Source organism: Enterococcus sp. AZ078 (assembly GCF_051714985.1).
Classification (GTDB): Bacteria; Bacillota; Bacilli; order Lactobacillales; family Enterococcaceae; genus Enterococcus_B; species Enterococcus_B hirae.
The window spans coordinates 1-25,785 of the sequence record NZ_JBIOSW010000002.1 but is presented as its reverse complement, the minus strand read 5'-3'; the positions used below and the strand labels follow the sequence as shown (position 1 = coordinate 25,785).

General features: G+C 32.9%; 32 protein-coding genes. 2 read left to right on the top strand and 30 right to left on the bottom strand.

Translation table 11 applies throughout. From position 1 onward, the window contains the following. Window positions 1–55: 55 nt before the first annotated feature. The 17 genes from IGJ18_RS13775 to IGJ18_RS13695 all read right to left on the bottom strand — a co-directional run bounded on the left by IGJ18_RS13775 (window position 56) and on the right by IGJ18_RS13695 (window position 16,672). Window positions 56–2,302, bottom strand: a complete 2,247-nt coding sequence (locus tag IGJ18_RS13775) for a VirD4-like conjugal transfer protein, CD1115 family (protein ID WP_325822030.1) — start codon at window positions 2,300–2,302, stop codon at window positions 56–58. Between the two features lie 35 nt (window positions 2,303–2,337). Further along, the gene (locus tag IGJ18_RS13770; RefSeq protein ID WP_086325243.1) at window positions 2,338–3,189 is read right to left on the bottom strand and encodes a hypothetical protein; all 852 of its coding nucleotides are present in this window, start codon (window positions 3,187–3,189) and stop codon (window positions 2,338–2,340) included. A 1-nt stretch (window position 3,190) separates the two neighbouring features. Beyond that, window positions 3,191–4,831 carry a hypothetical protein gene (locus IGJ18_RS13765; protein WP_438843474.1) on the bottom strand — a complete coding sequence of 547 codons (1,641 nt, stop codon included), beginning with the start codon at window positions 4,829–4,831 and terminating at the stop codon, window positions 3,191–3,193. Further along, on the bottom strand, window positions 4,809–6,035 hold the full coding sequence (locus tag IGJ18_RS13760) for a hypothetical protein (protein WP_325822031.1): 1,227 nt from the start codon (window positions 6,033–6,035) through the stop codon (window positions 4,809–4,811). Before IGJ18_RS13760 ends, IGJ18_RS13765 begins: the two co-directional genes overlap by 23 nt. A 34-nt stretch (window positions 6,036–6,069) precedes the next feature. Next, on the bottom strand, window positions 6,070–6,285 hold the full coding sequence (locus tag IGJ18_RS13755; RefSeq protein WP_071856118.1) for a hypothetical protein: 216 nt from the start codon (window positions 6,283–6,285) through the stop codon (window positions 6,070–6,072). Window positions 6,286–6,311: 26 nt separating this feature from the next. After that, the gene (locus IGJ18_RS13750) at window positions 6,312–6,509 is read right to left on the bottom strand and encodes a hypothetical protein (RefSeq protein WP_071856117.1); all 198 of its coding nucleotides are present in this window, start codon (window positions 6,507–6,509) and stop codon (window positions 6,312–6,314) included. A gap of 40 nt (window positions 6,510–6,549) precedes the next feature. Beyond that, entirely contained in the window at window positions 6,550–7,458 is a 909-nt protein-coding gene (locus tag IGJ18_RS13745) for a hypothetical protein (RefSeq protein ID WP_071856116.1), read from the bottom strand. Window positions 7,459–7,659: 201 nt separating this feature from the next. Continuing rightward, window positions 7,660–8,022: a hypothetical protein gene (locus tag IGJ18_RS13740; protein WP_226062798.1), complete on the bottom strand. Its 363-nt coding sequence runs from the start codon at window positions 8,020–8,022 to the stop codon at window positions 7,660–7,662. Window positions 8,023–8,060: 38 nt separating this feature from the next. Beyond that, the gene (locus tag IGJ18_RS13735; protein WP_226062797.1) at window positions 8,061–8,165 is read right to left on the bottom strand and encodes a DUF3789 domain-containing protein; all 105 of its coding nucleotides are present in this window, start codon (window positions 8,163–8,165) and stop codon (window positions 8,061–8,063) included. A 49-nt stretch (window positions 8,166–8,214) separates the two neighbouring features. After that, window positions 8,215–8,616 (bottom strand): hypothetical protein, encoded by a 402-nt coding sequence (locus tag IGJ18_RS13730; RefSeq protein WP_226062796.1) that lies wholly within the window; start codon window positions 8,614–8,616, stop codon window positions 8,215–8,217. 28 nt (window positions 8,617–8,644) lie between these two features. After that, entirely contained in the window at window positions 8,645–8,950 is a 306-nt protein-coding gene (locus tag IGJ18_RS13725; RefSeq protein WP_128479640.1) for a hypothetical protein, read from the bottom strand. Window positions 8,951–8,968: 18 nt separating this feature from the next. Next, the gene (locus IGJ18_RS13720; protein ID WP_325822032.1) at window positions 8,969–9,268 is read right to left on the bottom strand and encodes a hypothetical protein; all 300 of its coding nucleotides are present in this window, start codon (window positions 9,266–9,268) and stop codon (window positions 8,969–8,971) included. Between the two features lie 30 nt (window positions 9,269–9,298). Next, entirely contained in the window at window positions 9,299–10,816 is a 1,518-nt protein-coding gene (locus IGJ18_RS13715; RefSeq protein WP_325822033.1) for a peptidoglycan DD-metalloendopeptidase family protein, read from the bottom strand. Next, a complete protein-coding gene (locus tag IGJ18_RS13710) occupies window positions 10,817–11,098 on the bottom strand; it encodes a hypothetical protein (RefSeq protein WP_053765647.1) in 282 nt (93 codons plus the stop codon). 93 nt (window positions 11,099–11,191) lie between these two features. Beyond that, the gene (locus tag IGJ18_RS13705) at window positions 11,192–11,485 is read right to left on the bottom strand and encodes a hypothetical protein (RefSeq protein WP_226062792.1); all 294 of its coding nucleotides are present in this window, start codon (window positions 11,483–11,485) and stop codon (window positions 11,192–11,194) included. A 138-nt stretch (window positions 11,486–11,623) separates the two neighbouring features. After that, window positions 11,624–15,658 carry a SpaA isopeptide-forming pilin-related protein gene (locus tag IGJ18_RS13700; RefSeq protein WP_438843473.1) on the bottom strand — a complete coding sequence of 1,345 codons (4,035 nt, stop codon included), beginning with the start codon at window positions 15,656–15,658 and terminating at the stop codon, window positions 11,624–11,626. A gap of 135 nt (window positions 15,659–15,793) precedes the next feature. Then, a complete protein-coding gene (locus IGJ18_RS13695; RefSeq protein ID WP_325822035.1) occupies window positions 15,794–16,672 on the bottom strand; it encodes a LysM peptidoglycan-binding domain-containing protein in 879 nt (292 codons plus the stop codon). 160 nt (window positions 16,673–16,832) lie between these two features. Between IGJ18_RS13695 and IGJ18_RS13690 the strand changes: the two genes are divergently transcribed. Together IGJ18_RS13690 and IGJ18_RS13685 are read left to right on the top strand one after the other, a co-directional pair. Further along, on the top strand, window positions 16,833–17,072 hold the full coding sequence (locus IGJ18_RS13690) for a hypothetical protein (RefSeq protein ID WP_325822036.1): 240 nt from the start codon (window positions 16,833–16,835) through the stop codon (window positions 17,070–17,072). Between the two features lie 53 nt (window positions 17,073–17,125). Continuing rightward, window positions 17,126–17,551 (top strand): hypothetical protein, encoded by a 426-nt coding sequence (locus IGJ18_RS13685; RefSeq protein WP_181915222.1) that lies wholly within the window; start codon window positions 17,126–17,128, stop codon window positions 17,549–17,551. A gap of 222 nt (window positions 17,552–17,773) precedes the next feature. On the opposite strand, the gene IGJ18_RS13680 is transcribed toward IGJ18_RS13685, so the two are convergent. From IGJ18_RS13680 to IGJ18_RS13620, 13 genes are all read right to left on the bottom strand, one after another. Continuing rightward, the gene (locus IGJ18_RS13680) at window positions 17,774–18,169 is read right to left on the bottom strand and encodes a hypothetical protein (RefSeq protein WP_325822037.1); all 396 of its coding nucleotides are present in this window, start codon (window positions 18,167–18,169) and stop codon (window positions 17,774–17,776) included. Window positions 18,170–18,194: 25 nt separating this feature from the next. After that, window positions 18,195–18,560: a hypothetical protein gene (locus IGJ18_RS13675; protein ID WP_325822038.1), complete on the bottom strand. Its 366-nt coding sequence runs from the start codon at window positions 18,558–18,560 to the stop codon at window positions 18,195–18,197. Between the two features lie 14 nt (window positions 18,561–18,574). Further along, window positions 18,575–18,865 (bottom strand): hypothetical protein, encoded by a 291-nt coding sequence (locus IGJ18_RS13670; RefSeq protein WP_325822039.1) that lies wholly within the window; start codon window positions 18,863–18,865, stop codon window positions 18,575–18,577. 15 nt (window positions 18,866–18,880) lie between these two features. Continuing rightward, window positions 18,881–19,222, bottom strand: a complete 342-nt coding sequence (locus IGJ18_RS13665; RefSeq protein ID WP_010738081.1) for a DUF5406 family protein — start codon at window positions 19,220–19,222, stop codon at window positions 18,881–18,883. 3 nt (window positions 19,223–19,225) lie between these two features. Then, window positions 19,226–19,405, bottom strand: coding sequence for a hypothetical protein (locus tag IGJ18_RS13660; protein WP_025480534.1), 180 nt, complete (start codon window positions 19,403–19,405; stop codon window positions 19,226–19,228). Between the two features lie 16 nt (window positions 19,406–19,421). Continuing rightward, complete coding sequence (locus IGJ18_RS13655) at window positions 19,422–19,697, bottom strand: hypothetical protein (protein WP_438843471.1); 276 nt, start codon at window positions 19,695–19,697, stop codon at window positions 19,422–19,424. Continuing rightward, complete coding sequence (locus IGJ18_RS13650; protein ID WP_010738083.1) at window positions 19,694–19,840, bottom strand: hypothetical protein; 147 nt, start codon at window positions 19,838–19,840, stop codon at window positions 19,694–19,696. Before IGJ18_RS13650 ends, IGJ18_RS13655 begins: the two co-directional genes overlap by 4 nt. Window positions 19,841–19,862: 22 nt before the next feature. Continuing rightward, window positions 19,863–20,039 (bottom strand): hypothetical protein, encoded by a 177-nt coding sequence (locus tag IGJ18_RS13645; RefSeq protein ID WP_010720529.1) that lies wholly within the window; start codon window positions 20,037–20,039, stop codon window positions 19,863–19,865. A gap of 30 nt (window positions 20,040–20,069) precedes the next feature. After that, window positions 20,070–20,288: a hypothetical protein gene (locus IGJ18_RS13640; RefSeq protein WP_128436187.1), complete on the bottom strand. Its 219-nt coding sequence runs from the start codon at window positions 20,286–20,288 to the stop codon at window positions 20,070–20,072. A gap of 74 nt (window positions 20,289–20,362) precedes the next feature. Then, entirely contained in the window at window positions 20,363–20,530 is a 168-nt protein-coding gene (locus tag IGJ18_RS13635; protein ID WP_438843470.1) for a hypothetical protein, read from the bottom strand. A 240-nt stretch (window positions 20,531–20,770) separates the two neighbouring features. Further along, window positions 20,771–21,028, bottom strand: coding sequence for a hypothetical protein (locus tag IGJ18_RS13630; RefSeq protein ID WP_438843469.1), 258 nt, complete (start codon window positions 21,026–21,028; stop codon window positions 20,771–20,773). A 975-nt stretch (window positions 21,029–22,003) separates the two neighbouring features. Beyond that, complete coding sequence (locus IGJ18_RS13625) at window positions 22,004–22,309, bottom strand: hypothetical protein (RefSeq protein WP_016631593.1); 306 nt, start codon at window positions 22,307–22,309, stop codon at window positions 22,004–22,006. A gap of 184 nt (window positions 22,310–22,493) precedes the next feature. Then, entirely contained in the window at window positions 22,494–23,990 is a 1,497-nt protein-coding gene (locus tag IGJ18_RS13620; protein ID WP_438843468.1) for a primase C-terminal domain-containing protein, read from the bottom strand. Window positions 23,991–25,785: the final 1,795 nt, after the last annotated feature.

The following is a 25,785-nucleotide window of genomic DNA, read 5'->3' as shown; positions in this document are numbered from 1 at the left end:
TTATGAGTTGATCAATCAAGTTATGGCACCCCCTTTTATAGAAATGTTTTTTATTTTAATTTGTTTTTTGCTCCATATATTCAAGATATGCTTTCTTTAAGTTTGGGCGATTATCACTATTACAAAATACTTTTAATTGCTCTAATGAAGTAAATTGATTTAATCGCTCTTTCTCTTGAACAGTTAATCGATCAAGATATGCAGCTTGTAAAAATTTGGAGAATACTTTAGAACCAATTTGTTCCTCCATACGAGTCGTTGTTTCTGTATCAAGAGACACACTATCAATCGATTCAACATTTTTTCTCATTATATCTTCCTCACTTTCTTGTTTTTGATTTTGAACATTTTCCTTTGCAGATTCTTGAGTTTGTTCAACAGACTTTCTTTTCCATTTCACAATATAGTCCACTAAATTAATTTCATCATGATTCTTTTTATTCAATTTAAGTTCTGATAAATTCAATTTTCCATCAAATCTTGGCATTAAGTACTCATAATGAAAAGACATGTTTGTTCCATGATCAATACTGGCAAAAATAGGATATGGCGTAATCTTCTTTCCTTTCAAATCTCGACGCATTTTCGTCCGATCTAAAACCCATTCTCCTTCTCTTAAATCTCGTAACTCATTAGCTGTCAGCAAATTTCTACCATCTTCATTTTCTCCATATGATTTGTCTGTACTCATTGGATCACCATGTCTATCCGTTTTGATAATCGTTTTATCTCCTAGTTTTTTAGAAAAATATTCAGCATCATCATATTCATCAGACATAATATAGATTTGATTACCACAAGCACCTGTAATTGCTTTACTTAACTTATCGCCATATTTATCGTCTAGTTGAGCATAAGATTGAATAACTAAGTGATAAACTAGATTACGCTGAAGCCCCACATTCATTGCTCGACTTAATCCATCAATAGCTGGAATGTTGGCTGCTTCTTCAAGTAAATACCTCACACGACGCTTTAATCCTTTACCAGCTAAAGTAGCTTTTTCTGCTAATACTTCATTTATCTGTGACAAGAAAGTAGCAATAATACTATAATTACTATCATTCCAGTCTGGATACACAATAAATAAAGCTATGGGACGATCCCCATAGCCTAGATCTTCTAAATTAAAATCACTATCTAATGTTAGTTTTGCAATAGCATCATACGTATAGTTTTTCAACTTAGCCATTGTTCCTGTAAAAATACCACTTCGGGTAATTCCCTGAGAAAATTTGATTGTCCCATACTGTTTTCTTGCAACACTGGTTACTGGCAACTGATCGAAAAACTTATCCAATGCTGTATTTCCTTTTTCATCAGGATACGCACCAAGCTCTTCTAACATACTCGTAACAGCATACATATTAATTACTTGAGTTTTATCCTGTTGAATACCAATCTCGCAGATAGCTAGTATTAAAGCATTTAAAAGAGAAATACTAGCTTCTTCCCACATGGGTTCTTTTGCATTTGGATTGTGATATAAACTGAAAGAAAGACTATTGGCTAACATTTGTGCCTTCGTAGTATCTCCCTTTAAATAAGCTTGTTTGACTAAATCAAGCGGATTATAGTGAATCCCATTAGTTGGATCTACTAAATTTAAGCAATACACATCATAACCAAAACGTTCAAATTCTGCCTTTGTATTTTTCAGCATATCTCCTTTTAAGTCATTCACAATAACAGAATCCTTTTCCTTCGCACGCATAATTAAGTCTAGTGTTGGATAGGAAAATAAAGAAGTTTTACCTGATTGTGTACCTCCAATAGTTAGTGAATTCGTATTTTTTGTATCAATAAATACATATTTTTCTTCTCTTTTATTCTTTCCAAATCCTATAACTTTTGTGACCGTGGCAACTGGAATTCCAGATTTCCCTTCATATTCCTTATCGTCTAATCGTACCATTTTATATTGCTTTTTTAGCTCTTTAATCGTTGTGAATTTTTCAGAACCTTTAGTGAACATATTGATATCTTTATAAGCAATTCTCATGTGATAGATTTTCTTACCTACCACAATACCAACAAATAAACATAACGCTCCATAGATTAGGTCGAAATACTCAAAGGAACTATTAGGCTTATATAGCCAATTGATATGAGGCTGCACAGGAAACTGTCCCCCCTCATTAAGATAGACCGTCAATTTTGCTATAATGCCATTCAAAGATAAAATCCCATTTAGGATAAAATTAAGTATCAAGATACCAACGATATTTAATACAATCGCCAAAACAGTTAAAAAATAAGGATTAGCAAGATATTTCTTCCATTGCTTATTTTCTTTATTCATACATAACCATCCTTATATCTTATAGTTAGACTACACTAACTTTTTCCTTTCTTTCGATAGTCAAAATATATTTTTTTAACTTTCTCAATGATTTCATATAGAGTTGGAACTTCAGCCAGGGCTAACAAAAGACTCATTAAAATAAGCCCTGTGTACCGTAAAACATTCTTCTCTTCAACCATCCCATTAATACTCAAATAAACAATCATAAAACTAAATAGTAAATTCCATATACAACGTTTGAAATAATCCGCTTGATTGTAATGGTCAGAAACAGTTAGAAAAAATGGTGTATATTTTATTCTATAATAGTGAGCAGTATGTTTTAACTTAATATACCTATCGTTTTGTACAATCACTGCATCGATTTCTTTTTTTGATCCTCTATACATTAAATAATTTAAATGCGTTTGTTTTTTTGCTAAACCATAATTAGTAATCATCGATTGATCATATACTTGATAAACTCGTTTTGTCAAAACTGTAAATATCATCAATAAAATTAAGTCTAGAAAAGGTGAGATAGAAATATCTCCTGAGTAAAAAGCATCAAAATATCCAAATCCACCAGTGATTAAATAATATAGCCAAATGTTTTTTATTTGACAGAAAATATAAGAACACCGAATATTAATATTATCTATTGGCGAGCTATAAATCATTCTGAAAAAAACTGTTAACAATAGAAGTAGCGCATAACCATAACCAATACTAAAAAATAAATTACCTAAATCTCCTGTTTTCACACCTCTGAAATAAATACGGAATACTTCTAAATGGTCATAACCAGAAAAAATGACAGGCAAAGATATATAAATGCATGCAAGGACTAAAAGTCCTTGTATGCACCGACGAGCAACTAATAAATAATAATCTTGTTTTTTCATATTATAGAACCTCTCCGTTTTCTATTTGAGTAGTATTATCTGAAGAAGGCTCTTCTATAAAATTATGATTTGCTACTTCTAAGCTTGTTAAATTTTCTGATTGATTTTGTCCACTCAATGGTTGATTATCTGTTTCTGGTGTCTCTAGAACTGTTTCAGGCGTAGAAGGAGTTTCTACTTCTTCTACAGTAGGCAATGATTGAAAATCATTTAAAACGGAATCTACAGCGCTATTTTGTTGCTTCGCTTCATTCGTTACTGTTTCAACATTTTGGCTTGCTTGTTCCAAAGCAGGTTGATAATCCGTTTGTTGACTCTCTTCTATTTGGCTACCTACAGCTTGATTCGTTGTATCTAATGCTTCTGAAGCTTGTGTCGCTTGGGTAATTTCACTCTGTACTGCATTGCTCACTTGTTCATTCGACTGCGCATTAGATACTGTCGCTTGGATCTCATCCTTAGTCGTCGAAACTTGTGTTTGTAACTCTTGATATTGTTGATTCATGTCTGGTAACCGATTGGCTGTTTCTTGTGCTTGTTGAACCGATTCGCTCATTTGTGTGGTCGTTTCATTCGCTTGTTTTTGCGCTTCTTTGATCTCAGTCACTTTTTGATTTAATTGTTCATAGGTTTCACGATATAACTCATAATTGATTGGCAATACTTGTCCATCGCCTTCAATCAATTTCTTGATTTCTTGTGATAAACGATTGTATTCATCGACTAGATCAGAAACTTTTTGCCATTCATTCGTTGCTTGTTCTGCAGTTTGTGCAGTTTTTTCTTCAATCATTGTTAAGTTTTCTAATTCTTTCTTTACTTGATTCAATGATTGATTCAATTGTTCTGCTTTATTTTTAACAGTAGTTAAAGCAAGCTTATTCGTAGTAATGAGTTGATCTAATGTGTGATCTGGTTCTTCTGGTGTAATTGGCGGCACTGGTTCTGGATCAGGTGTTGGCTCGGGAGTAGGATCTACTGGTATATCGGGAATATCTGGTATTACTGGTACATTGGAATCATCTGGTAAAACAGGTATATCTGGAACGACTGGTTTTTCTTCATTTATTCCTGGACTTTCAGGTTTCTCAGGCAAATCGACTTCTGGTTTTTTATCTGGTAAAATAGGTTTCGATAAATCAATCAGTTCTTCTTTGGATGATTCTTGTTTATCTGTCAATACAAATAAAGGTTCTTTCTTATTTTCACTGTTTAGTTTAGCTTCTCGTTTTTGTTCCTTGCTTTCTTGTACATCTAGCGCTTTAGCTAATTCACCAATTAGATTCGTTCGATCTTTCTTGTCATTGTCTGACACTTTAAAACCAAAAATACTTGAATTATCTTCCTTATTTTCTCCTGTTAATACACTTAAAATTTTATTCATGCCACTTTTGGTCTTTGGTTTTGACACTTCTTCTTGCTTTGTTTCTTCTTTAATTTGTTTTTCCCATGTCTTTTCTGCTTTTTTTCCTTTATCAAAAGAAGCAACAGTTTCAGTTTTTGCTTCAGATTTTGGATTTTGAGTAGACGTATGGTAACCATAAGCAACTAACCCTCCTAAAATAGAAAAAGAACATAAGCCAACAAGCCACCACTTTTTAGGGATTCCTTGCATGCCATTATTCGTTGTTTTTTGCGTCATTTGTAGTTCCTCCTAATTGTTTAAGATTTTCAGACCATATTTCATAATTCTTTTTTGCTTCTTTTCGTTCATCTTCAGATAATTGAGTATTCTCTTGATCGGCTTTATATTTTTTCAATAAGTTTATGATGCTTTTTGCCACTTCAATATCTTCTTTAAGATCATGATCATTTATTTCTTTATTAATATTTTCAGCAGAAGTTATATCTTGATTTCTTAATTTCTCATAAGCAAGTTGCTTTTTGAACTGGTCAATCTGTTCTTCCAGAGTACTATTTTTCAAAACTTCATTAATAAGCTCAGCTTCTTCTAATTTCCCTTGAGCTAAATAAGCATATCCTTTCATCGCTTGAATCGTTGTATCTTGAGAAATGCCATTTATTTCTGTTACACTTTCCCATTTCTTATTCAAAAAAGACCAATAAAATAAGGCTAACTTAGAGTGTTTAGTATCCGCTAATTCTTTTAATTCTTTGGACTTTTTTTGACCATATAAAGTTTCAATCAAATTGGTCTCTTTTTCAGGATAATCTTGTAATGCTTGGTTATATTTCCCATGATCAACTAATTCTGAATAGCTTTCTTTCTGATTGGCTTCTAGAGAATTTTTGAAAAATAAAGTAGAACCAGCTCCCACCACAAAAAAAGCAACAATCAGCATCAAAATCTTTTTATATTTTTGAAAAAGACCTGCGAAATCAATCGCAGGTCTTTCTTTTTTTAAACACAAATGCTTTTTATTCTTATGATGATTCTCTTCTTGGATCATAGATTCTTCTGTAAATATCTTTTCATTAGATATTTCAGTCTGAGCATCAGTGAATTTTTCAATAACGGAAATACCAGGTATATAATCTTCATCACGTTGATAAGTGGCTTGTTCTTCAGCTAAGTAAGCTTCGTTCACACGTTGGAGAAGTTCGGACTTATCTTCTTCGTTTTCGTCAGAAAACTCTGTTTCTAAAAGATACATGAGTAATACTATCAAGTTACTTGATTCATCAGTGCCAACAACAAATTCACTTCTAAAAATCATTTCATCCTTATCATATATCTTAATAATAAGAGTATTTTTCTTTGTAGATTTTGATAATGTTTCTGAAAATCGTCGTAACTGATTATCGGCTTCTAAAAGGCTGTATTTCTTTTTATGATTCATAAGCTTACCTAGCCGGTCTTTACGAGATTCAAAAATTACATACAACTCTTCTCCTCCTTTCTCCAAATGATCATGTAAACTAGCCTTTAATCCAATTTACAATTAATTGCGCACCAATTACAATAAAAATACCAAGAACGATATACTTTACACCATCTTGGGCTTCTTCTATTTTTTGACGATTTTTAGTCATAAAATGAAAGCCCATCAAAGCCAGCATAACGGCAGCATATCCTCCCGCTACTCCTTGTATACCACGCAAAACAAACTCTAGTTTTTGAATAATAAAATCCATTAATATGTCCTCCTATTTTAGATAGATTATCTCTGTTCAAATTGATTATTTTTATTGTTTTTCTCTGTGAAAGATTTCAACGCCTTATGAATAATAGCTTCATTTTCGTCAAAAACCTCATCATATTTTTGAGCTAGCCAATCATCAAAATTATCTCCTTTCGCTTCAATAATCAACTTAGCAGTTGCTTTTTTCTTCGCTAATTCTTTAGACGTAATTGGCACATCTTATACCTTCTTTCTAATTTTTTTACAAAAAAAGAGACTACACATAATAATCAATGATGTAGCCTTCCTCTTCTTGCTTTTTCTTTTTTGCTTTTATCTTTTTTTCTACTTTTTCTTCTGTTTGATTCGGTGTTACTTTTTTAAATTCAATACCAGCAAATTGAGTTAATTTCTCAAGTTCAGCATAATAACTCTGTGCGTCTACTTTCTTAACCCACATTTTTTTTACGCCATAGCCTTCCCAAAAATAGCCCAATTCTTTGAGACCATACCGATATTCATAGCCATTTTCTACTGCTATATAATAATAAGATAAAAAAGTCGGTGAAATAACAGGACGAATCAATAGATTTTCTTGATTGGAATACTTTAATAAAAACTCAACTTCACGTTCAGCTTCTTCTAAAGTAGACATTTCCCTTTGCCAAGTTTGACTTACAGTAAACCAATAGTAACCTCTTCCCTTTAAAATATTCCGAATCGATCGACCATCTTTTACGATAACCATTCTCTTTTTCATGTCAGGAATATCTGGAATCTTCCACTTAGATAGATCACCACAATAAGTGAGCATTCCGGAATAATCTCCTGCATCATTCTCATCCGCAATATCAGTTAACTCTAAAAGTTTTAATCCCACAGCAGTCATATATAGTTGATGGAATCGCTCATAAAAGGTATCTCCATGATCACTATCATCTAAGTCTTCATACTCTACATGATGAGCAATCTCATGTAGACATGTAATTAGAAGAAACCTTGATTCCCTAGATAAATTAAAAATTTCAATCATACGTTCTTTTCTAATATAGTGAGCATGTTTTGTTTTTAATTCTTTAGGTCTGACTCTAATAAAATAGCTTAAATATTTTTTATAGGTATCTGGATACGTATATCGCAATATTGTATCCAACGTTCCTTTAATCAAAGCTTCATCTTTACTCATATGAAATCACGATTATTTAATCCCCTTTCCTCTTAGTATCAATTATAAAGGTTATTTATCACTCTTAATATCAACCAATAGCATCGTTTCGTACTTCATTGATAAAAGAACAAATAATATCCCAGTACTTCACACCTCCTTCCAAGGTCTAATAAATTAACTAAAAAAACATATCTAACAATCAGAATAATTTCTTTTCGTTTATTTCATCACTTTTTCCGTTAAAGCTTGTCGATCAATTCCAAAATTTAAAGCCCCACTTCGAGATTGAATCACTCTTAAAATAGGTACTTCTTGAATAACATTTCTTCGATCATCTAAAATACACAAATTCTTAATATATCGAGCATTTGGTAACTGTTTTTGATAAGTTGGTTGATTCTTAATAGCATTATCAGGTAAGCAATAACAATATTCAGTTTCAATTATGCCATTCTTTTTCTTTCTCAATTTTCTTGAAACACGAGATTTGATAATGTCTCTACTATAGGCATAAAAATTGTAATCTTTCTCTTCTAATAATAAATCCTTCACAGGATATAAATTTGATTTTTGGTTTTCCAAAATAAAACTTCCTCCTAAAAATTAGATAAATCTGTTTTTTATCCTCTTTTAAATTGTTGATCTTCTTGCTTTCCTGCAACTAATAGTGCCATGATTCCTATTCCAAACATAGCACCCACAAATAGACCTGCACAAAATAACATATAAATTCTCCCTTCTTTTATTTATATCAAACAAAAACAGCCTTATTCATCAGAATAAAACTGTCTCTAGATCAAATCCTCTTACAATTGTTTCTAAACCAATTTTAGTTTGTTGAAATAGTTTATTATTTTCAATACTGTTGATATTTTCACCTTCTTTTGCAAATGAAATTTGTTCTAAAAACTTTTCATAACTTACTCTTGCTGGATGAGAGCTAGCCAAATGCAAAAATACTTGATTTAAGTTTTCTTGACTCAAAATATATGAACATTGCAAAATAGTATGTTTCTCGCTGGGATAAACATAAAAAATATATTGAATAATCGCATTAAGCAATAAACGTTGATATCCAATATAAATCTGTTGTTTTGTTGACTCTGATACTGGCAATAGTTTATTTATTACTTCATTTGTATTGTCTTTGTTAATATTCAGTTGTTTATTATCCACAATCAATAATCCTCCTATAAACTCAAGTTCATTGAACAATAGTTTTCACTACGAGTGAAACTTTGATATCTAGCCAATTCGCTTTATTTTCAAGAAGTTCATAGATTTTAGAATCTATTATATGAATTGGCAACAAATCCTGAAGTGATTTATTTTCCTTTTCTTTTTTCCAAACAAGAATATTATTTCTACTAGCAAAAGCAGCTCCCGATACTGTCCAACCATTGGATTTCATGTAATGTTGTAAAAATAGACGCCCAAAGTCTTCTGGAATTTTCCGACTGATTTTTCCCTCATCAACTACACAAATTCGTAATTTTTCTTCTACTATCAATATATCTCTCCTTTGTTTCTAATTACTTTTAACAGTAAAAGGGCAGGATCTATAAAACAATTCTTGTGCCAAAAATTGATATTCTGGCTTAATATTTTTTCTAAATTCATCAAAAAGTTCTGAAATACTTTTATGAGGATCAAAAAAAGGGGGTTCTATATCTTTAAAAAACGGATCAACATCGATTCCTCTATAAATAAAGAAACTAGATTGATTAACCTCTCTTAAATACTGAATCATCATGTCTTCGTCATAAAAGATAATATGATCTTCAAGATATTCATTATCAAAAAATTTTTGAACAATATATAATCGCATGTTATTCCTCCTAAAAAAACAGCCTTATTTTTAAAATAAGACTGTTTCTGGATCAACCAATTGTGATTGACTTAAACTATGATCTAAACATAATTCAAAATGTAAATGGCTACCTGTGCTATTTCCTGTCGAGCCAACATAGCCAATAATCTGCCCTTGTTTTACTTTGTCGCCCACTTTGACTTGATATTCTTGTTGGTGGGCGTATAAAGCCGTTGTACCATCTTCATGCTCAATAGCTACCACATTCCCCCATGAAGGGTGAAACTCTGCTTTAATGACCATTCCGGCTTTGCTAGCGTAGATTGGTTCACCTTGTGGTGCTGCTAAATCGATTCCTCGATGAAATTCTGTTCCACGATTACCAAATGGGCTAGATATCGTGTAATTTTTTAATGGTACGATGTATCCTTCTTTACTTAATTGTGGTCCTGCTACTTCTTTATCATAGTCCGTTAAATGATAGGTCTCGATCAAACCATTTAATTTTTGGTCGTATTTCGTATCAGTCGCATAACGTCCTGTCAAAAATTTCGTTGCTTCCTGGTAAGTTTTGGCACTCGTTTTCCAAACTCCATCATAGAAATGACTATTTCCAGTTAACCCTTCTTTTAACAGTTGTGCATAGTCATTTAAGCTATCCTCGTAGTTCTCATACTGTCTAAAAGTTGCCTGAGTAGTATAAAGTGTCCCATTACCTAAATCTTCTTGTGTCGCAAAAGAGACGCCTTTTCCGTTATGTGTTCCTTTGATTCCAAACAAGTTGTAATTTGGGGCTTGGGCTAACTGACTCTGACCGCTTGCTGATTCTAAAATCGCTTGGGCAATCATTACTGAAGCATACAGATTATTTTCTTGTCCGATTTTACGAGCAGATTCGCCAATTTTACGAATAAAGCTTTCTACAGACTCATCTTTTTCAAAATGAATGTTTCCTTCGCTATCCTGTTTGCTAGAAGGTACTAATTCTTGAATTGGTGCAGTTGGTGCTTGATGATAAGCTTTCGACTCTTCTTGCACAGTTGGTTGAGCTTGTGCCTTTATTTCTGCTTTTGGTTGCGTATTTTGTCCAGTTATTGAAGTCTGTGGCGCAACTGGTTGTGAAGGAGTAACTTCCGCAGGCTTCGTTGGTTGTGTTACTTCTTGACTGCCCGATTCGCTTGGTTTTGTGTTTGGTTGTTCTACAGGCTTCGTTTCTGAAGGCTTCGTCGTATCTTGCGTATTATTTTCTGGTTGACTAGAATCTGTCGTACCAGGAGTAGTTGTTTCTGGTTTTGATTCTGTTGTCTGTGAACTATCTGTCGTCGAATCAGTAGATTGATCGGTTGATTCACTTGGTTTTTGCTCAGATTGTTCAATGGAAGAATCCGTTGTGGCTTCTTCCTTAGTTGTATCTGTACTATCTGTTGTCGAATGATCTGTCTTCACTGTCGTCGATTGTTCTGTCGCTACATTTGATGGCTTTTCGTCTGCTAAAACAGATGGAGTATAACCAACAACTTGACCTAATAACAATAAAGCAGACAATAATTTACTCGTTTTCTTCATCTACAAATTTTCTTCCTTTCCTTTATTCAATATAGTTTCTGCAGGAATCTTTTGTCGAATTTGAACCCACCAATAATCTGGTAATCTAGGAACATATCCTTCTTTTTCTGCAATGAACAAACAATTCAAAACGACGGATATACTTAGAGAAAATTCATGATAGTTATCCTTCATTTTGAAAAATAGTTCTTCTGAACATTCTTCACACAGCGTATGATCTTCTACTTGCCAAACGCTTTCTTTTAAGTCAGGAGACACCTGATTATCACAATTGTTATTCACTTATCATTATCCTCCTTCATTCTAACCAAAATCTCTCAACAATAAAGTAACTTCACATTTTTTTCAAAAAATTTTTATTTACATAGAAACTTTCTATAACATCTGCATTTCTTGATATTGAAGTATGTGTTCTACAGCTTTATAGAACTCTACTTCCTTTTTTGTAGCAGGAACTAAATCTAATTTTTTAGTGTCTACATAATCAAGAAACATCAGCTTTTTCAAATCAGTTTCTTTTGGATCAACTACAAAAAAATAGTAATAGTCTTTATAAAATTCCTCACTTTCCTTATCCCTGTATTCATCTGGCAATGATTGGTTGCCAATTGCTTTGTATAGATGATTGGATGACTGCTCTCTATAATATTCACATTGTACTATTTCCATGAGAAACCTCCTTTTTTAAGCTATTTTTGGCGAAAACACTCAATTATTTTTATATTGTTCAGAAATTTAGAAAGCATTTTTCTCACTCTCCTTGAATAAAAATAGAGATAGTCATTTCAACTATCTCTATTTCATTAATTATTTGTGTGATTTACGACGAACAAAAACTACAACACTAGCACAAACAAAAAGAACCAAGCCGATCATACTTATTAGTACGTTGCTTGATTCATTCGTTTTTGGTAAGAATTTAGGCGTTTTGAATGTGACAGTTTGATCTTTATTTTTCAAATCATCTTCTTTACCAACTTCTTTTGTTTTCTCTTTGTCGTAATAAATATAGTGAGTAGCTACCCCTTTTTGACCGTCTTTCATCGTATTTTTTGCGATTGGAATATCCACATGGATTGTTTCATTTTCTGATTTTGCCGTATACGTTGATTCAACAGTGGTAATCACTTTTTTCGTTGCTGGATCAACATATGGAGTAACAATATAATACGTATGACCGACTTCTGCACCTTTGATTTCTACTTTGTCACGCAATGTATTATCAACAGTAGGGTCAGCTTCTTTTTTGCCGTTTACGGTTGCTAAAAGTGTAGTGATTTTCATTGGCTTACGTTTATTGACTGCTTTAAGTGAAATCTCTTGCCCATTGGTTTCTGGCGTTACTTCAAAGCTCAAATCGTCTGTATTTGGATAGTACCAATTCAACGGTTTTGTTTCTTTGAATTTGTAGCTTCCAGTTGGTAACTTCTTCACAGCGATTTTTCCGTCTTTATCGGTCTTATACGTGTCGATCACTGTTTCTTTTTTACCATCTACACGAATTAATTGGAACTCAACCCCTTCAAGCGGTTTGTTACCTAAGTTATCCGTTTTGATTAGCTCAACGTTTGTATATGCTAATTTGTTTTCAATCTCTTTTCGAGCCATTTTCGTCAAGATTTCTTTATTTTCAGCGTATCCGTCCGCAAATACATGAATATTATGTTCTTTCTCATTGCTTGATGGAACATATTGGAACGTATATTTTGTTTCATCTAATACATGATCTTTCCCAGCGTTCACTTCTTGTAAGTAGTAATTACTTGAAATATTAGGTAAGGTCAATCCTTCAAATGAAAGTTTTCCGTCTTCTACTTTTGCATAAGCAAGAGCATTACCTTCTGGTAAGATATCATAACCAATTTGTAGTCCTTCTTCGCCAACATATAAACCGAACACTTGACCATTTTTCGCATTTTCAAGCTCAATGGTTGGTTTTCCATCTTCCCAACCAGTTACGACTTCTTGTTTCTTATAGCCGTATACATTGATTTTTTGTAATGAGTTTTCAATTTCTACATCAGTCGAAGATAATTCAACCAATTGACCTGCATATTTAATTTCAAAAGGTATTGGTTCTTCCGCCATCACAAAACCACTTGGTGCTTCAATTTCAATTGCTTCATATTTCCCAATATACAAATTAGGATCAGAAAGAGTATCTCCTAAATCATTTGTCACTAATTCAAGATCTTTTCCGTCTTTTTGAACATACTCACCTTTTGCTAAACGAACGGTACCGTCTGGCGTTGTAATGTCTTCTGCCGCACGAACTTTGAATTTGACACCTGCTAAATCCACTTGATCGTATTGAATATCGACATATTTACCATATTCGCCTTCTTTTTCGACAGTAGAGATCCCTTTTTCTCCAGTTTTATGAATTTTCACTTGCCCTTTTTGTGGCATGTTCTTGAACTTAATCGTAATCACACCACCTGCATCAGCTTCAGTTACAGAAAAAACAACTGGTTCAGTCGCAAGCAAGTAACCTTCTGGCGCACGTAATTCACGGATTTCATAACGATTTTTACCAAATGGTAAACTATCACTTGTGACCAATTCCCCTTTGTCATTGGTTTTAAACTCGTCACTGACTTCCAATGAATTAGGAACACGCATTGAAACATAGTCCCCTTTTCCATCATTTGCCCATCGATCCCAAATTTTGAACGTGGTATCTTTCAATGGAATTGTTTTTCCTGTTTCACCATCTACTTTTACTAGGTGTAAACGAGCTTCAATGATTTTATCTTCCAATACCCAGAATAATTTTTGATCTTCTTCCGAAATCGTAAATTCGATTGGATCAATCGTTAGATACCCTTCAGGTGTTTTAGTTTCAGTCATTACATACGAATCATAAGGCAATGTTTTACCTGTACTTGCTTTACCATCTTTATCGGTCGTAATTACTTTGACTGGTTTCCCTGTTGTTTTAGAAGTAATTGTAAATTCTGCCCCTTCTAATTTAGGTTTCACATTATCAGACTTACCAGTCACTTTGTCCATTACTTTTTTTACAAGTGGTTTATCACCGATTTTAACGATTTCTATGCCACCTTTAATCACTTGATCTTTTACAGTCATTGATTGAACTGCAACTTCTTTATCTTGACCAGCATAAGCAATATTCACTGGATATTTTGTTGGATCAATGTTATAGCCTTCTGGCGCTTTAATTTCCTGCACGTAATAATCGTGCATAATTTGCACATTTTCAAAAGAACCAGTGACTTTATCTCCTGATTTTTTCAATGTCACTTCTTTTACTTTTTGACCATTCGTCTCAAACAAGCCATACGCAGCGCCTTCTAATCGGGCTGAACCTTGCGGTTGATTTCCTGTCTCTTTATCTTCTTTAATAAGATCTAAACGACCCACTTGTTTTTTATTTTTGAAAGTTGCCGTAACTGTTTGATTTGCTTCGATTGTGACTGTTTGTGGTGTTTTGTCCAACACATAACCGTTAGCAGCTTGAATTTCCTGAATCGTTACTTTTGTCCCATGAGGAACGTCTTTCAGATCAGCTTCCCCATTTGCATTTGTAATAACTTCTACCTGTTTTCCACCATAAGAAAGTTTGAATTTCGCACCAGAAATAGATTTTCCTGTGTCTGCATCTACTTTCTTAATTTTAGCATTTCCGTTTTTTAGTACTTTAACGTTTATAGTCGTGAAATTAGGATCGGGAACATATAATTTCCCCAATGTTTGTGTATTAGGATTCACATAAGCAAAAGAAGAGCCAATGCCTCTGCTTCCTTCAGGAAGATATGATAATCGAACTTTCCCGTCGTTCGAATTAGTATCAGCTCGAATAAATAAACTGTTACCCGATTTTCTCACCTTAATATTTGCAGTATTCATTACCACGTTTCCTGCCCAATTAGAAAAAGTGCCTTTACTATCTTTTATTTCTATTTCTTGACCCAACTTAACTGTATACGTTCCACCATCAAACGAAGGCTTTTGTTCAAAATTAGAAATCTTACTATTAGTAGTATTTCTAAAATTTTCATATACGCTCTGTCCAATATTTCCATAATTTACAAAACTACCTCCAAGTGTATCCCAAACCATCGTTTGAGTAAGAACATAATTATTCATTGTAGGATTACTATAATATCCAAAATATCCTATGTGAGATATTTTCCTCCTAACATTAGTATTACCTACAATACTTTCTAAAGATTGTTGATTGTATGAAATTCCAGCTTGTGTAAATGCTCCTTCTTGAAGACAAAATACATCTTCCCCGTTTAAACGCCAACGAATAATATAATCATGCGTATAATATGTTCCACTTGGTGTTATTCTAGTCATATTCACATACTGTCTTCCATTCTCAGATAATGACATACCCGAACGTAATAAACGATTTTCTTGTAACATACTTTGCCACTCTGAAGAGTTATTCGCAAGTTCTTCTTGTTCAGAAAAAGAATTTGCTGATTGAATATCTTTCAAACCAAAGAAATACTGTTCCATACCTTTAGGTACTTCTTTTGTTACCACTTCAGACACTTCACTTTTTACCGAATTTTCTTTTTCAGTTTTTCCTTCTGTATTTTCTGTTTTTTCAGTAGCTTGCGTTGATTCAGTAATTTCAGAAATATCGCTTTTTGATTCATTTACCTGTTGATTAGTCACCTGATTCGAACTACTCGTTTCTGACATTTCTTCAGACAACCCTTTATTCACTTCGCTACTTTGACTTTTATTCACCATTTCTGTTTCAGCCAGTACTCCAATCGGTTGGCTGATTGCTCCACTCAAACTCAAGAAAAGCATAAATGTAGTCATTTTTTTCTTTATTTTATTGAATTTCACAAATTTCATTTTATTCTTAATACCTCCATTTCAAGTTACGTTTATTAAGTCAACCACTTACATACAAATCACCTCCCCAAAAAACACAAAAAAAAGAAGCAATAACATTTTTGTCATTGCTTCTTAACATCAGATTATATTTAATTATTTATAAAAATCAACCGTATATTTCTGAGTACCGTCACTATAAATAATTACATCAGCCCAAAATCCAGAATAATTATTCCCCCACTGAGAATTCGGATCAGCAAACTGTTGATTTGCCCATTTGTTAGCCTCTTCAACTGTATCGAAAATCATCCCTGAATTTCCAACTTTTCCTACTACAATCGTTGGAGCTTGTGGCTGACTTGGAGTAGTTGTTCCACTATTTCCATCTGTTATTCCATTTTGGTTACCACCATTATTTGGTTGAGACGGTGTTGTTGTATTACCTGTTGAACCAGTTTGATTGTTATCTGGTTGTGTTGGCGTTTGAGTTGTGCCACTATTGTTTTCTGGTGTACTTGGCGTTGTTGAACCAGCATTTTCAGTTGTTTGACCACCAGTTTGTGTATTACCTGTTACTGTGTTATCAGTTGAAGGTGTTGTTGTGTTTTGAGTTGCTGAATTTGTTGTATTATTGCTTGTTGTACCTTGTACTGGTTGTCCAACTGGTTGGGTTGCAACTACTTTATCTTCATTTTGGATTACTGATTGTGCAACTGTTTCTCCTTTGTTATTCTGAACAGTTGCTACATTTCCAGAGAAAACTAGTTTATTGCCTGCGTAGATTAAGTCTACATTCGCAATTTTGTTCATGTCCGCAAGTTTTCGAACAGACATATTCGTTGCTTGACTGATACCACTTAATGTATCGCCCCAAACAATCGTATATTCTTTTCCATTTGTTTTTGCAATATCTGCTGAAATTTGTTGGACTGTTCTTGGTGTCCACTCTGCTGCACTTACTTTCTCGTGAGCTGTTGCTAACGCAACTCCACCAATAGTCGCTCCAATTGCAAGTACCTTTAATAATTTCATCTTAATATTCCTTCTTTCGTTTTAATTTTTATTTGCTTTATCTACGAAAAAGATAGTATCAAAGTTAATACATTTTTGTCAACTACATTTTTATGTATTTTTGAATTTTTTCTTGATTTCTGATATATTAAAGTTAACACCTATTAAAAGGAGTGGTCTCATGTATAATTTGATTGATCAGAAAAAATGGATTGAAGAAAATTTACTTAATAGAAATCAAGCTTCAAAAATAACCGGTCAAAGCCATGCTGCGTTTTCTCGTGCTATTCAATTAGGACGAATTAAACCTTTTGTTGAAATAGGCGACGAACCTGGTCCTACACTTATTCGCTTATATTTAAAGGACGAAATAGAAGCTTACGCAGCAAGTTTACAAGCTAAAAAGCAGAGACAACAATAAGTCGTTTCTGCTTCTTTAATGAAAAAACAATTTTATTATGGAGAATAACTATTATGAAGAAAAAATCCCTCATAATCTTATCACTCAGTATTGTACTGATATCTGTACTTATCATTGCTTTTTCTCTGTCGAAGAAAACAGAAACAAATAACCAATCAACCGTTGAATCTTCTTCCTCGGTTATTTCAGCTAATTATCGCTATCCATCTTTATCAAAAGTCAAAGCCTGTCAAGGCGCGGATATTCAAGTTTTGGGGAAGACTCAAATTACTACTGTACTCTTCCAAAATAAAAATATTGCAGTTCTTTCCCTTGAATCTGGAGAAGAAATCCAGTTACCAATAAAAGTAACGGACAAAAAGAAAAATCTATTTGAAATTCCAGAACTGAAATATGCTCCAAAATCTCTAAAAATAGGGGATACTTTTGGCTTAGCAAAAAAAGACAATCAATATTTTGCTTACCAACTAAAAAATTAATGTTACTAAAATGATAGCGTTTTTTTTAAATGAATACAATATAATAATTATAACAAATTTTTATTTTAATGTTACGCTTTCATTCATAAAAGATCATTTTGAACTCATAATCGTATAATACTTACGAGGGAACTTCCCTCGTAAGATTCTACATGGAAAGAAAGGAGTAAAAAATGAAATTTATTTTCACTAGTAAATAACTAGCAAATCTCAATTACTTCACTAAAGAAGTAACTGAAATTTGTTAGTTAAAAAATGATAATAAATTAATAGTCTTCTCCAGAAATAAATCTTATAAATATTAAGTACAAAGCAACTAGAATACTTAACATTGTAAGCGTAATTGCAATCAAATAGATAATTACTTCTTTTCTTTCCTTTCTTTCGTTGATTTGGTTTTCTTATAAGAATCTTTTGAACTATTTCTCGATTTTTCTCATTATTGAGATATATGCGATAATTACTACTAGTGAACTTTTTGACTACAAGAAGATTATGTTGTTCTATTTTATCTAACCAACATTCATAATCTTCTTGATCTAAAAAGAAATATTTCGTTCTTCCCTTTTTTAGATCATCAATTTGTTTTAAGAAATAAACTTCGCCCATCGTACTCATACTTCTTCTCCTTATTGCTCTTGCTTCATACAATCATCTGTTCTTTCCTTGTTTTTTGTTGATATATATGGATAACTGCATTTGCTAAATCGACTTGTCGTTGTCTCCAATTGTTTGGATCTCGATACCATTTTATGAATTCACTACTTGTAAAAAGATAGGAGCTACTAAAAATTTCTTCAAACATTATTGCGAGTCCTTCTTCATCTGATTCAGCTGCAACAAACAAATACAAATCTGAAAATGTCATTCCTTTTGAAAGGTACTCTGCAAAATATTCGATTCTTTTTTGTACAAAACTTGGAATTTTAGTTTCATTTAATTCTTGTTTATACTCTTTTCTCAACCGAAAAGTAGTTAGAGAAACTGTGCTATCTGTATTTATTTTCATGTCATCTTTTCTCCTTAAATAAGTGCAGAGTCAATACTTAGTACATAAGATTTTTGTTCATTAATAATTGTGAAAATTTCCTTTGTAGCTTCTTCCATACCAATCGGTTCTAGCGTTTTTTCACTGATTGTTTCTGCATTTTCTTCAATCGCTTCATTTTGATCTAAGCTTTGTAAACATCGAAAAAATTCCTCACGATCTTCGATATCTGCCACTACTTGTTCATACAAGTCTGCGCATTCTTCTTCATTGCTTGCTGAGATTAACGCATAATAGTATGGTGCTTTTACTTTGAAAAATTTCATTGTCTATTCCTCCGTTTACTGTTCTTTATCTGCTACAAAAGCAATAATTTCAAGACCTACAATGTAATCACCTAACTCTTCCCATACATCTTCAACTAACAATTCGTCCCCTTCGTCATTTGTCAGGGTCATTTTGAACCATTCATTGCCCTCATCATCTTCAGGAAGTAATTCAAACCCGATTGGATTATCAAGCAATGGTTGATTGTATAAATCTTCTTCATCCAATACTAAAACATCTAACCCTTTACAGTTACCACCTTTTCTAAACGTCACAAAACCTTTGTAATCCCATCGTTGAAAAGAAACTTTAATCGTATGTTTTCCCGATTGACTATCTGGATCATAATTTTTCATTTGCTACATTTGAAAAACTAATTTTCGGTTGATCTTTCCTGTGATTGAAAGTCTTACCAGATTCCCAATCTCCTGTTTTTCTAGCATAGTCATATTGTTCTGCCGTTCTTCATGTTGAATGAAAAGTACTTCCGTATCTCTACCTAGAAATACTCGTTCTAGAATTTTAATGTTCGTTTTCAATATTCCGTCACCTTTCCTATGCCTTAATCAAATATTGACGCGACATACCTTCTTCCAATTGGTAATAGACTTTCACTCGTTCAAACCGTTTCAAAAGACCGAAAAAACAACGTTTTTCTTTAGGGGAAAAATTCGCAATATATTGACTGACTAGAAGCTTTCGATCTTTTCTTTTTTTGATCTCAGCTAAAATATCTTTCTCGAAACGTCGAATCATTTTTTCCTCTTCTTGTAAATTGAAATTTTGATTAAAACCGTCTACTAAAGATCGATAATGATATTTTGTACTCATGTCGTCACTTCCCTCTTTCGAGGAAGAACAAGGATAACTAATGGCTCAAAGATTTTTTTCGCAAGAATCCATTCATTGGCTTCTTTTTTGCTTGGACAGGAATAATACACACGTCCGGTATATTTCCCCATAACCTTTACCATAGGCATTCACTCCTTCTCTTAATTACTTGTCTCGAAATGCTTTACGTATAACATATTCGTTATTGATTATTCGCTCTAAAGAGTCACAAGGATAAATTCTCTTGTTGTTTTTCTTTTGGTCTTCTTCTACGATCCACTGAAGTTTTTGGATCGTTTCTTCACTGACCGCAATCTTGATGCGTTTTTTCTTTGTTCCCATATTCAGGTGTCCCCTCTACTTTTTCTAAATCTAAGCAGTTCTCAATTTTAATATTCGGACAACCTGCCCGTTTTTGGTGGCATAATTCGGAGGAATTGCTTGACTTCTTGATAATTCAGCCAACAACTGGCGATAACGCCTTTCTGACCACTTATGTTTCCTCTTTTGCAGAGAAACATATTCAGCCATTGAAATTTCCTTGCGTTTGCCAGATTCTAAAAAGCAAATCAATCGTTGAATTTCTGTCATTTGGACGCCTCCTAGCAAAAAATTTCTCTTGTTTACAAGTAAATCGTAAATCAAATAAAAGTTAGTGTTCGTTGTTAAGTAAAACGATAACTTTGCATGTTAGGTAAATGCTCAACCTGTGAATCACAAATCACTCGAAATGTTTCAAGTATCAGAAATCCTTCTGCTAACAGATAGTTACCGAGGTAACCCTTACCTGCGCTACTTATTTCTCCGCCATTTGCCTTCACAAAATCTCCCAAAGGGTCACTACACCTTCAGGTACTGTCTTTCTTTGAACACGATCGTAGATTAGACAGCGAGAATATCTACGACTAGTAAGAAAACATTCGTATCTCCTTCTAAATCTTTTCCACCTCCTCATTTAGAAAACAGACGGTTTTCTTACACCCTTAATTGTGTTCTTTTTATTCATTTTTCAAGGATCAAGAGTGTTCACAAGTAAAGCGATTTACTTGCAAACAAGAAAAATCTTTCCGCTTTTACATGTGTTTTATTTTGTAAGATTTCTCTAGAAACAAGAGTCCTCCACGCTTCTTTCTACGTTTCGCAATCACTTGATGATTCACACCAACAACGGTTCGAATCGAACGATAAAGCAAAGAAACTGGTCGGATTTTCTTTGTTTGACGATCAATAAATCGTCCGTCCCCTAAGTTTGCCCAAACACTGTTGTCATAGAGCTTAATCGTGATTGCTTGTCGTTTCAGATCTTCCACTGTGCAAAATTTCCCATACATTTTTTGGACTCCTTTAAATTTTCAAATCATTGTTCCACTTGTTGTCGAACAATGTGGAACTCAACAAAAAAGAGAGAGACTATCTACTACCTTCAAAGAAGTAATAACAGTCTCTCTCTTTATGCCACTAGAGTCTTCCTCACAATACGAAAATAATATACACTACACCTGAAAATTAGATATACTGCTCCATAAACTTTTAATAAAACTAATACAAGTATAAAATACATGATTGTTCATTACTACAAATTTATGGTATTATTGTTCACGTTGCAGGAAGACCCTGCAGCAAAAAGGAGCAGCACCGTTATCAGCTTACAATTGGAACGGTCGGGGTAGAAATCGATGACCTTTGAAAGAGTTGGCGCTCTTTCTCAGCGAGATTTCTAAACCACTCCTTTTTTTGTTGAGCTCTACATTGCACAGCAACACATCGCAACAAAAAAAGTATATTTACTTTTAAATTCATTCTAATTTGAAAATTTCTAAAAAAACGATAACATATTCATTCACAATCTGCAAATAAATTTATCATTGTATTTTTTTACGCTTCCAAAAAGTCAATAACAATAGGCTTTCATCCTCCTCTACTCACAAAATCATTTACTCATGAATAAATTTGAACAGCTGCTCGATCAATTGACAAGCTAAGTATTGCATATTTATTTTCGTTTGAAAACCCAAAAAACCTTAAATATTTGACGAAATTTCGCAAAATATTTATGTTAATTTTTTGTTAAGACTACTTGACAAACGATAATAAAGCGTTTTTTTGTAAAAATCTTTACAAAAACAGCATAACACAAAAATAAAATGGGAACAAACGTTTGTTTTCCTCTGTTTGATTCTCTCATTTACGATTTTGAAACCAAAACCAACGATTATGATTTTATCTAATCAATTTCTAATTACGATATATGATAAAATAAACAATTCTATTTGTAATAATTGTAATATAATAAAATTTATCAAAAATCAATCTAAGCGTTTTTTCACTTTCTTTCCCTTCTTGAATCCTACACGTTCACGATAACGATAATAGTCATCTTGTAATTTTAACAATTCCTCATAGATTTCCCCCATACTTCGGCTAGAAGCCAAGGACAAAGCATAAATAAACGACGCAGGCAACGTCTCTACCGAACGCTCCCTTGTTACCCAACTAGCCACCGTACCTTGATTAAAGCCATAAAGTTCACAAAACTGCTCCACTGGCATACCTAAATACCGCAAGATATACACATTTACCGCATGAGAGTACACATACAACTTCATAGACATAAAAACCCCTCCTTCAGATAGCTACCCATCATTACATACGTAATAATAACATATAACTAGCAAAATAATTAAAGAGAAACAGCAAAAGACCAAGAGACACTCTCAGACATAACTAAATAGACTAAGGAAACCGCTAGAAGTATCAAAGATATATTGTAAAAGGCAATTGGCGTCTTTTATTTTTTCAACCTGTATCGACTTCAAATAGCCTGATTTCTTGGACTTCTTGCTCCGGTAATAGCTGATGAATGGTGCTTGTCCATTCATCGATGGTTAGTTTAAACTGCGCAATGATCCCTTGAATAAAGGCTTCTTTTTCTTCTTTCTTCGCTTGGATCAAACTTGTGAATAATACACGTACTGAAGCAAGTAAAAGTCCGCCACCACGCCCTTTTTTGACATTGTAGAACACTTTGTGTTCTTGCTTTAAGGAACTTAATGCACGATCCAGACTTCTTAAAGGCATGTTCAATTGTTCCGCCAATTCTTTTTTGGACAGTTTTAAATAAGGCATACGAAGATCACTTTTTTCGCTCAAATAACGCATGATATCTTCTTGCCATTCCTTTTTATGACTGTATTGGCGTTGCTCACGTGATTTCTTAAACTTCCACCAACCACGACGTTGGATAAACAACTCGTTTTCTTGAATATCCGAAGCTACCCATTCCTGGCATAATTCTAAAACAAAGTCACGATTGGCTGCTTGATAATTTCCAGAATACGCACTTTTAACAATTTTTCGCACTTCGCCTTCAGACAACGGTTCATTTAAGCGTTCGTTAAATTCAAACATGTTATACTCACAAGTTTCTTGTCCGTAACCAGAAGAATAATAAGCCAAAGAGAGTGTAAAAATCACGTTATTCCGTCCTAATCGACCTTCTCCCCCAATAATGTTTGCTTTTCGTAGTAACAAGTCAAACCACGGTTCATCAACTTGGCGATACTCTTTTTTCTCAGGAAAAACAATCAATTTCGCGTTTCTTTCTGCTTCAGTTTTTTGGTTAGATGCCATTTTCATTGACCAATTCAACCAATCAGAAAAAGAATATTGATTTTCTAGCTCACAAAATACAATATTTTGTTTGTTTGGGAATCGAGCAATTCCAAAATGGTTACAACCTACATCAATACCTGGTAACTGATTAGCCAATTGTGTCCGAATCGTTGTAGAAATACGTTTTGCCACTTCAATTACTTTAAAATTACTATTTTTCGTCACATAAGCAGGTGTTTTTAATACAAAATAGACTTGATAACCTTGCTCTGATTCTAAAATGAGCGTTGGCATATACCCTAATTCATCCACACAAGCTAAGAAAATCTCTCCTTGATGATTTTCTTTAGAATCAATATCCACGACAAAAGTATTGATTTGACTAATATTTTTCTCCGAATGCCCTTTAACGATTGAACGATTTTCGTCCGCATAAGTTCCATAGCGATAAACATTTGGTGTCCAATGAGTCAGTTTGGATTCATTTTCTAAAATCGCTTCTTCAGACGTAATAACCATGCCACGCCCTGCATTCATCAATTGTTTACTGCGGTACGCAAAGATAGCACCATTCCTGCTGGTATTCTCATACCCGACAGGCTTCATGGTGCTGTTTCGATATTTGTATGTACGAATGCCTTGTTTCAATAAAGCCGTATAGCATTGATCTAAGTTTACCATAGCAAAATTTCCTCCGAATTGTATTGAAAAAGAGAACACATGCCAATTTTAAAAATTGTTCTGTGTTCTCTTCCAATATTCGGCTTAAATTCCTAGAAAAACCTAGAAAAATATTGCTTTATCTATTGAACTGCTCGAACTAAATGTGCTATACTTTAAGCACATTTAGAAAACAACTAAGTGGTTTGCGAGACCACTTAATTATTTATTGAGACGAGCACGAACACATGAGTACTGTTCATGTGATTCAGAAATAATTGATCCGACCAAAGTCAATTATTTCCGTCTCTTTTTTTGTTTTTTATAATTGTTCCTATTTATAACGATAGCACTTGTTATAATGCTTTGTAAATAGTTTTTTGAGTGCCTTTGTTTTTTTTGACTATCTAATAAATTTGTTTCATCTAAATAGCTCAATATATTCTTTTATATTTTTGTCAAAAAGCTTTTTCTTGACCGATAGCAAGTTATTCTTCTTAACCACATATCAATTTTCTTTTTATATTTATATTAAGAATAGAGGAAGATAACATTATGTACAAGTATTTTTCTTCTCAAAAAAAATAGTTACTACCTTAATTAATTCTATGTATATATTAGTTACTACCTTTATATACATTAATGTACTACCCTTTCTAACAAATTAAATTAATTATGTACTACCTTTATAATGAAATATCTACTACCAAAATATGTTCAAATAGCAATTATCTACTACTTTAAATACATAATACATACTAATTTAATTCTCCTATTCATTAAATTAGTATGTATTTATTTTTTTACATATGTTTCCCATATATTTTCTAAATAATGCGGTTACATATATAATGTAGCTACTTGTTTTTTGTAGTTAATAAATAAAATCCTATTTTTACAATTAAGTACTACCTTTAATAATAGTATAATATACTACCTTTATTTCCTATTACGTACTACCTTTATTATAATTACGAACTACTAATTTAATCTATTATATACTACTATAATGAAAATAATGTTCAATAATGTACTACCTTTAATAAACATTAATTACTACCTTTATTTAGTAAGAAACAAAATTAATTACTACCAAAGAATTTTTTGTAAATATTAGGTAGTATTCAATTAAAGATCTTAAGGTAGTATATAATAGATATTTATGAAAAATTACACTAGTCGTTTATTACTTTGATACTACTATCACTTTAGCAATAGAATGTCAATTTTTATCTATACATTTTGCAGCACGGGTCCTCGGAAATATACTTTTAATGTTTAAGAGGTCAAAAATAAAAAAATATAGGATACATAAAACGTGTATCTAATTAAGCTCCGTTTTTAATAGAATTTGTGTTAGCTAATAAAATTAGCTAACTTTATTAGTATGTGGTACAATAAACTCACTAATGATACAAGCACAAGTTACACGAAGCCCCTAGAGAAGTAGGATTCTCTAGGGGCCTTTTTTGTGATCTGATGTCGCCTTTTGTTGCTTTACTTCTTGTTACGATTACTCAGTCAATAATCGTATGTTACTACTAACAACCCTACAAGAAGGGGACAAATGATATTTTTAAGCACAAGTTACACCTCCATTCAGTCGCAAAACTGTAGGATAGGCGACAAAAGATTATAACATACTTGATATATATTTATCATTTTAGGAAACATATGCTTTTTATTAATTCATTAAAGTATAACTGATTATTTAATTCCAAAAAAAGTTAAAAAGGTAGTATATAATATACTTTTTTGAAGTAGTAGATAAAAATAATTACTATTATTTATGACCTTTATTTATTAAATCATTACG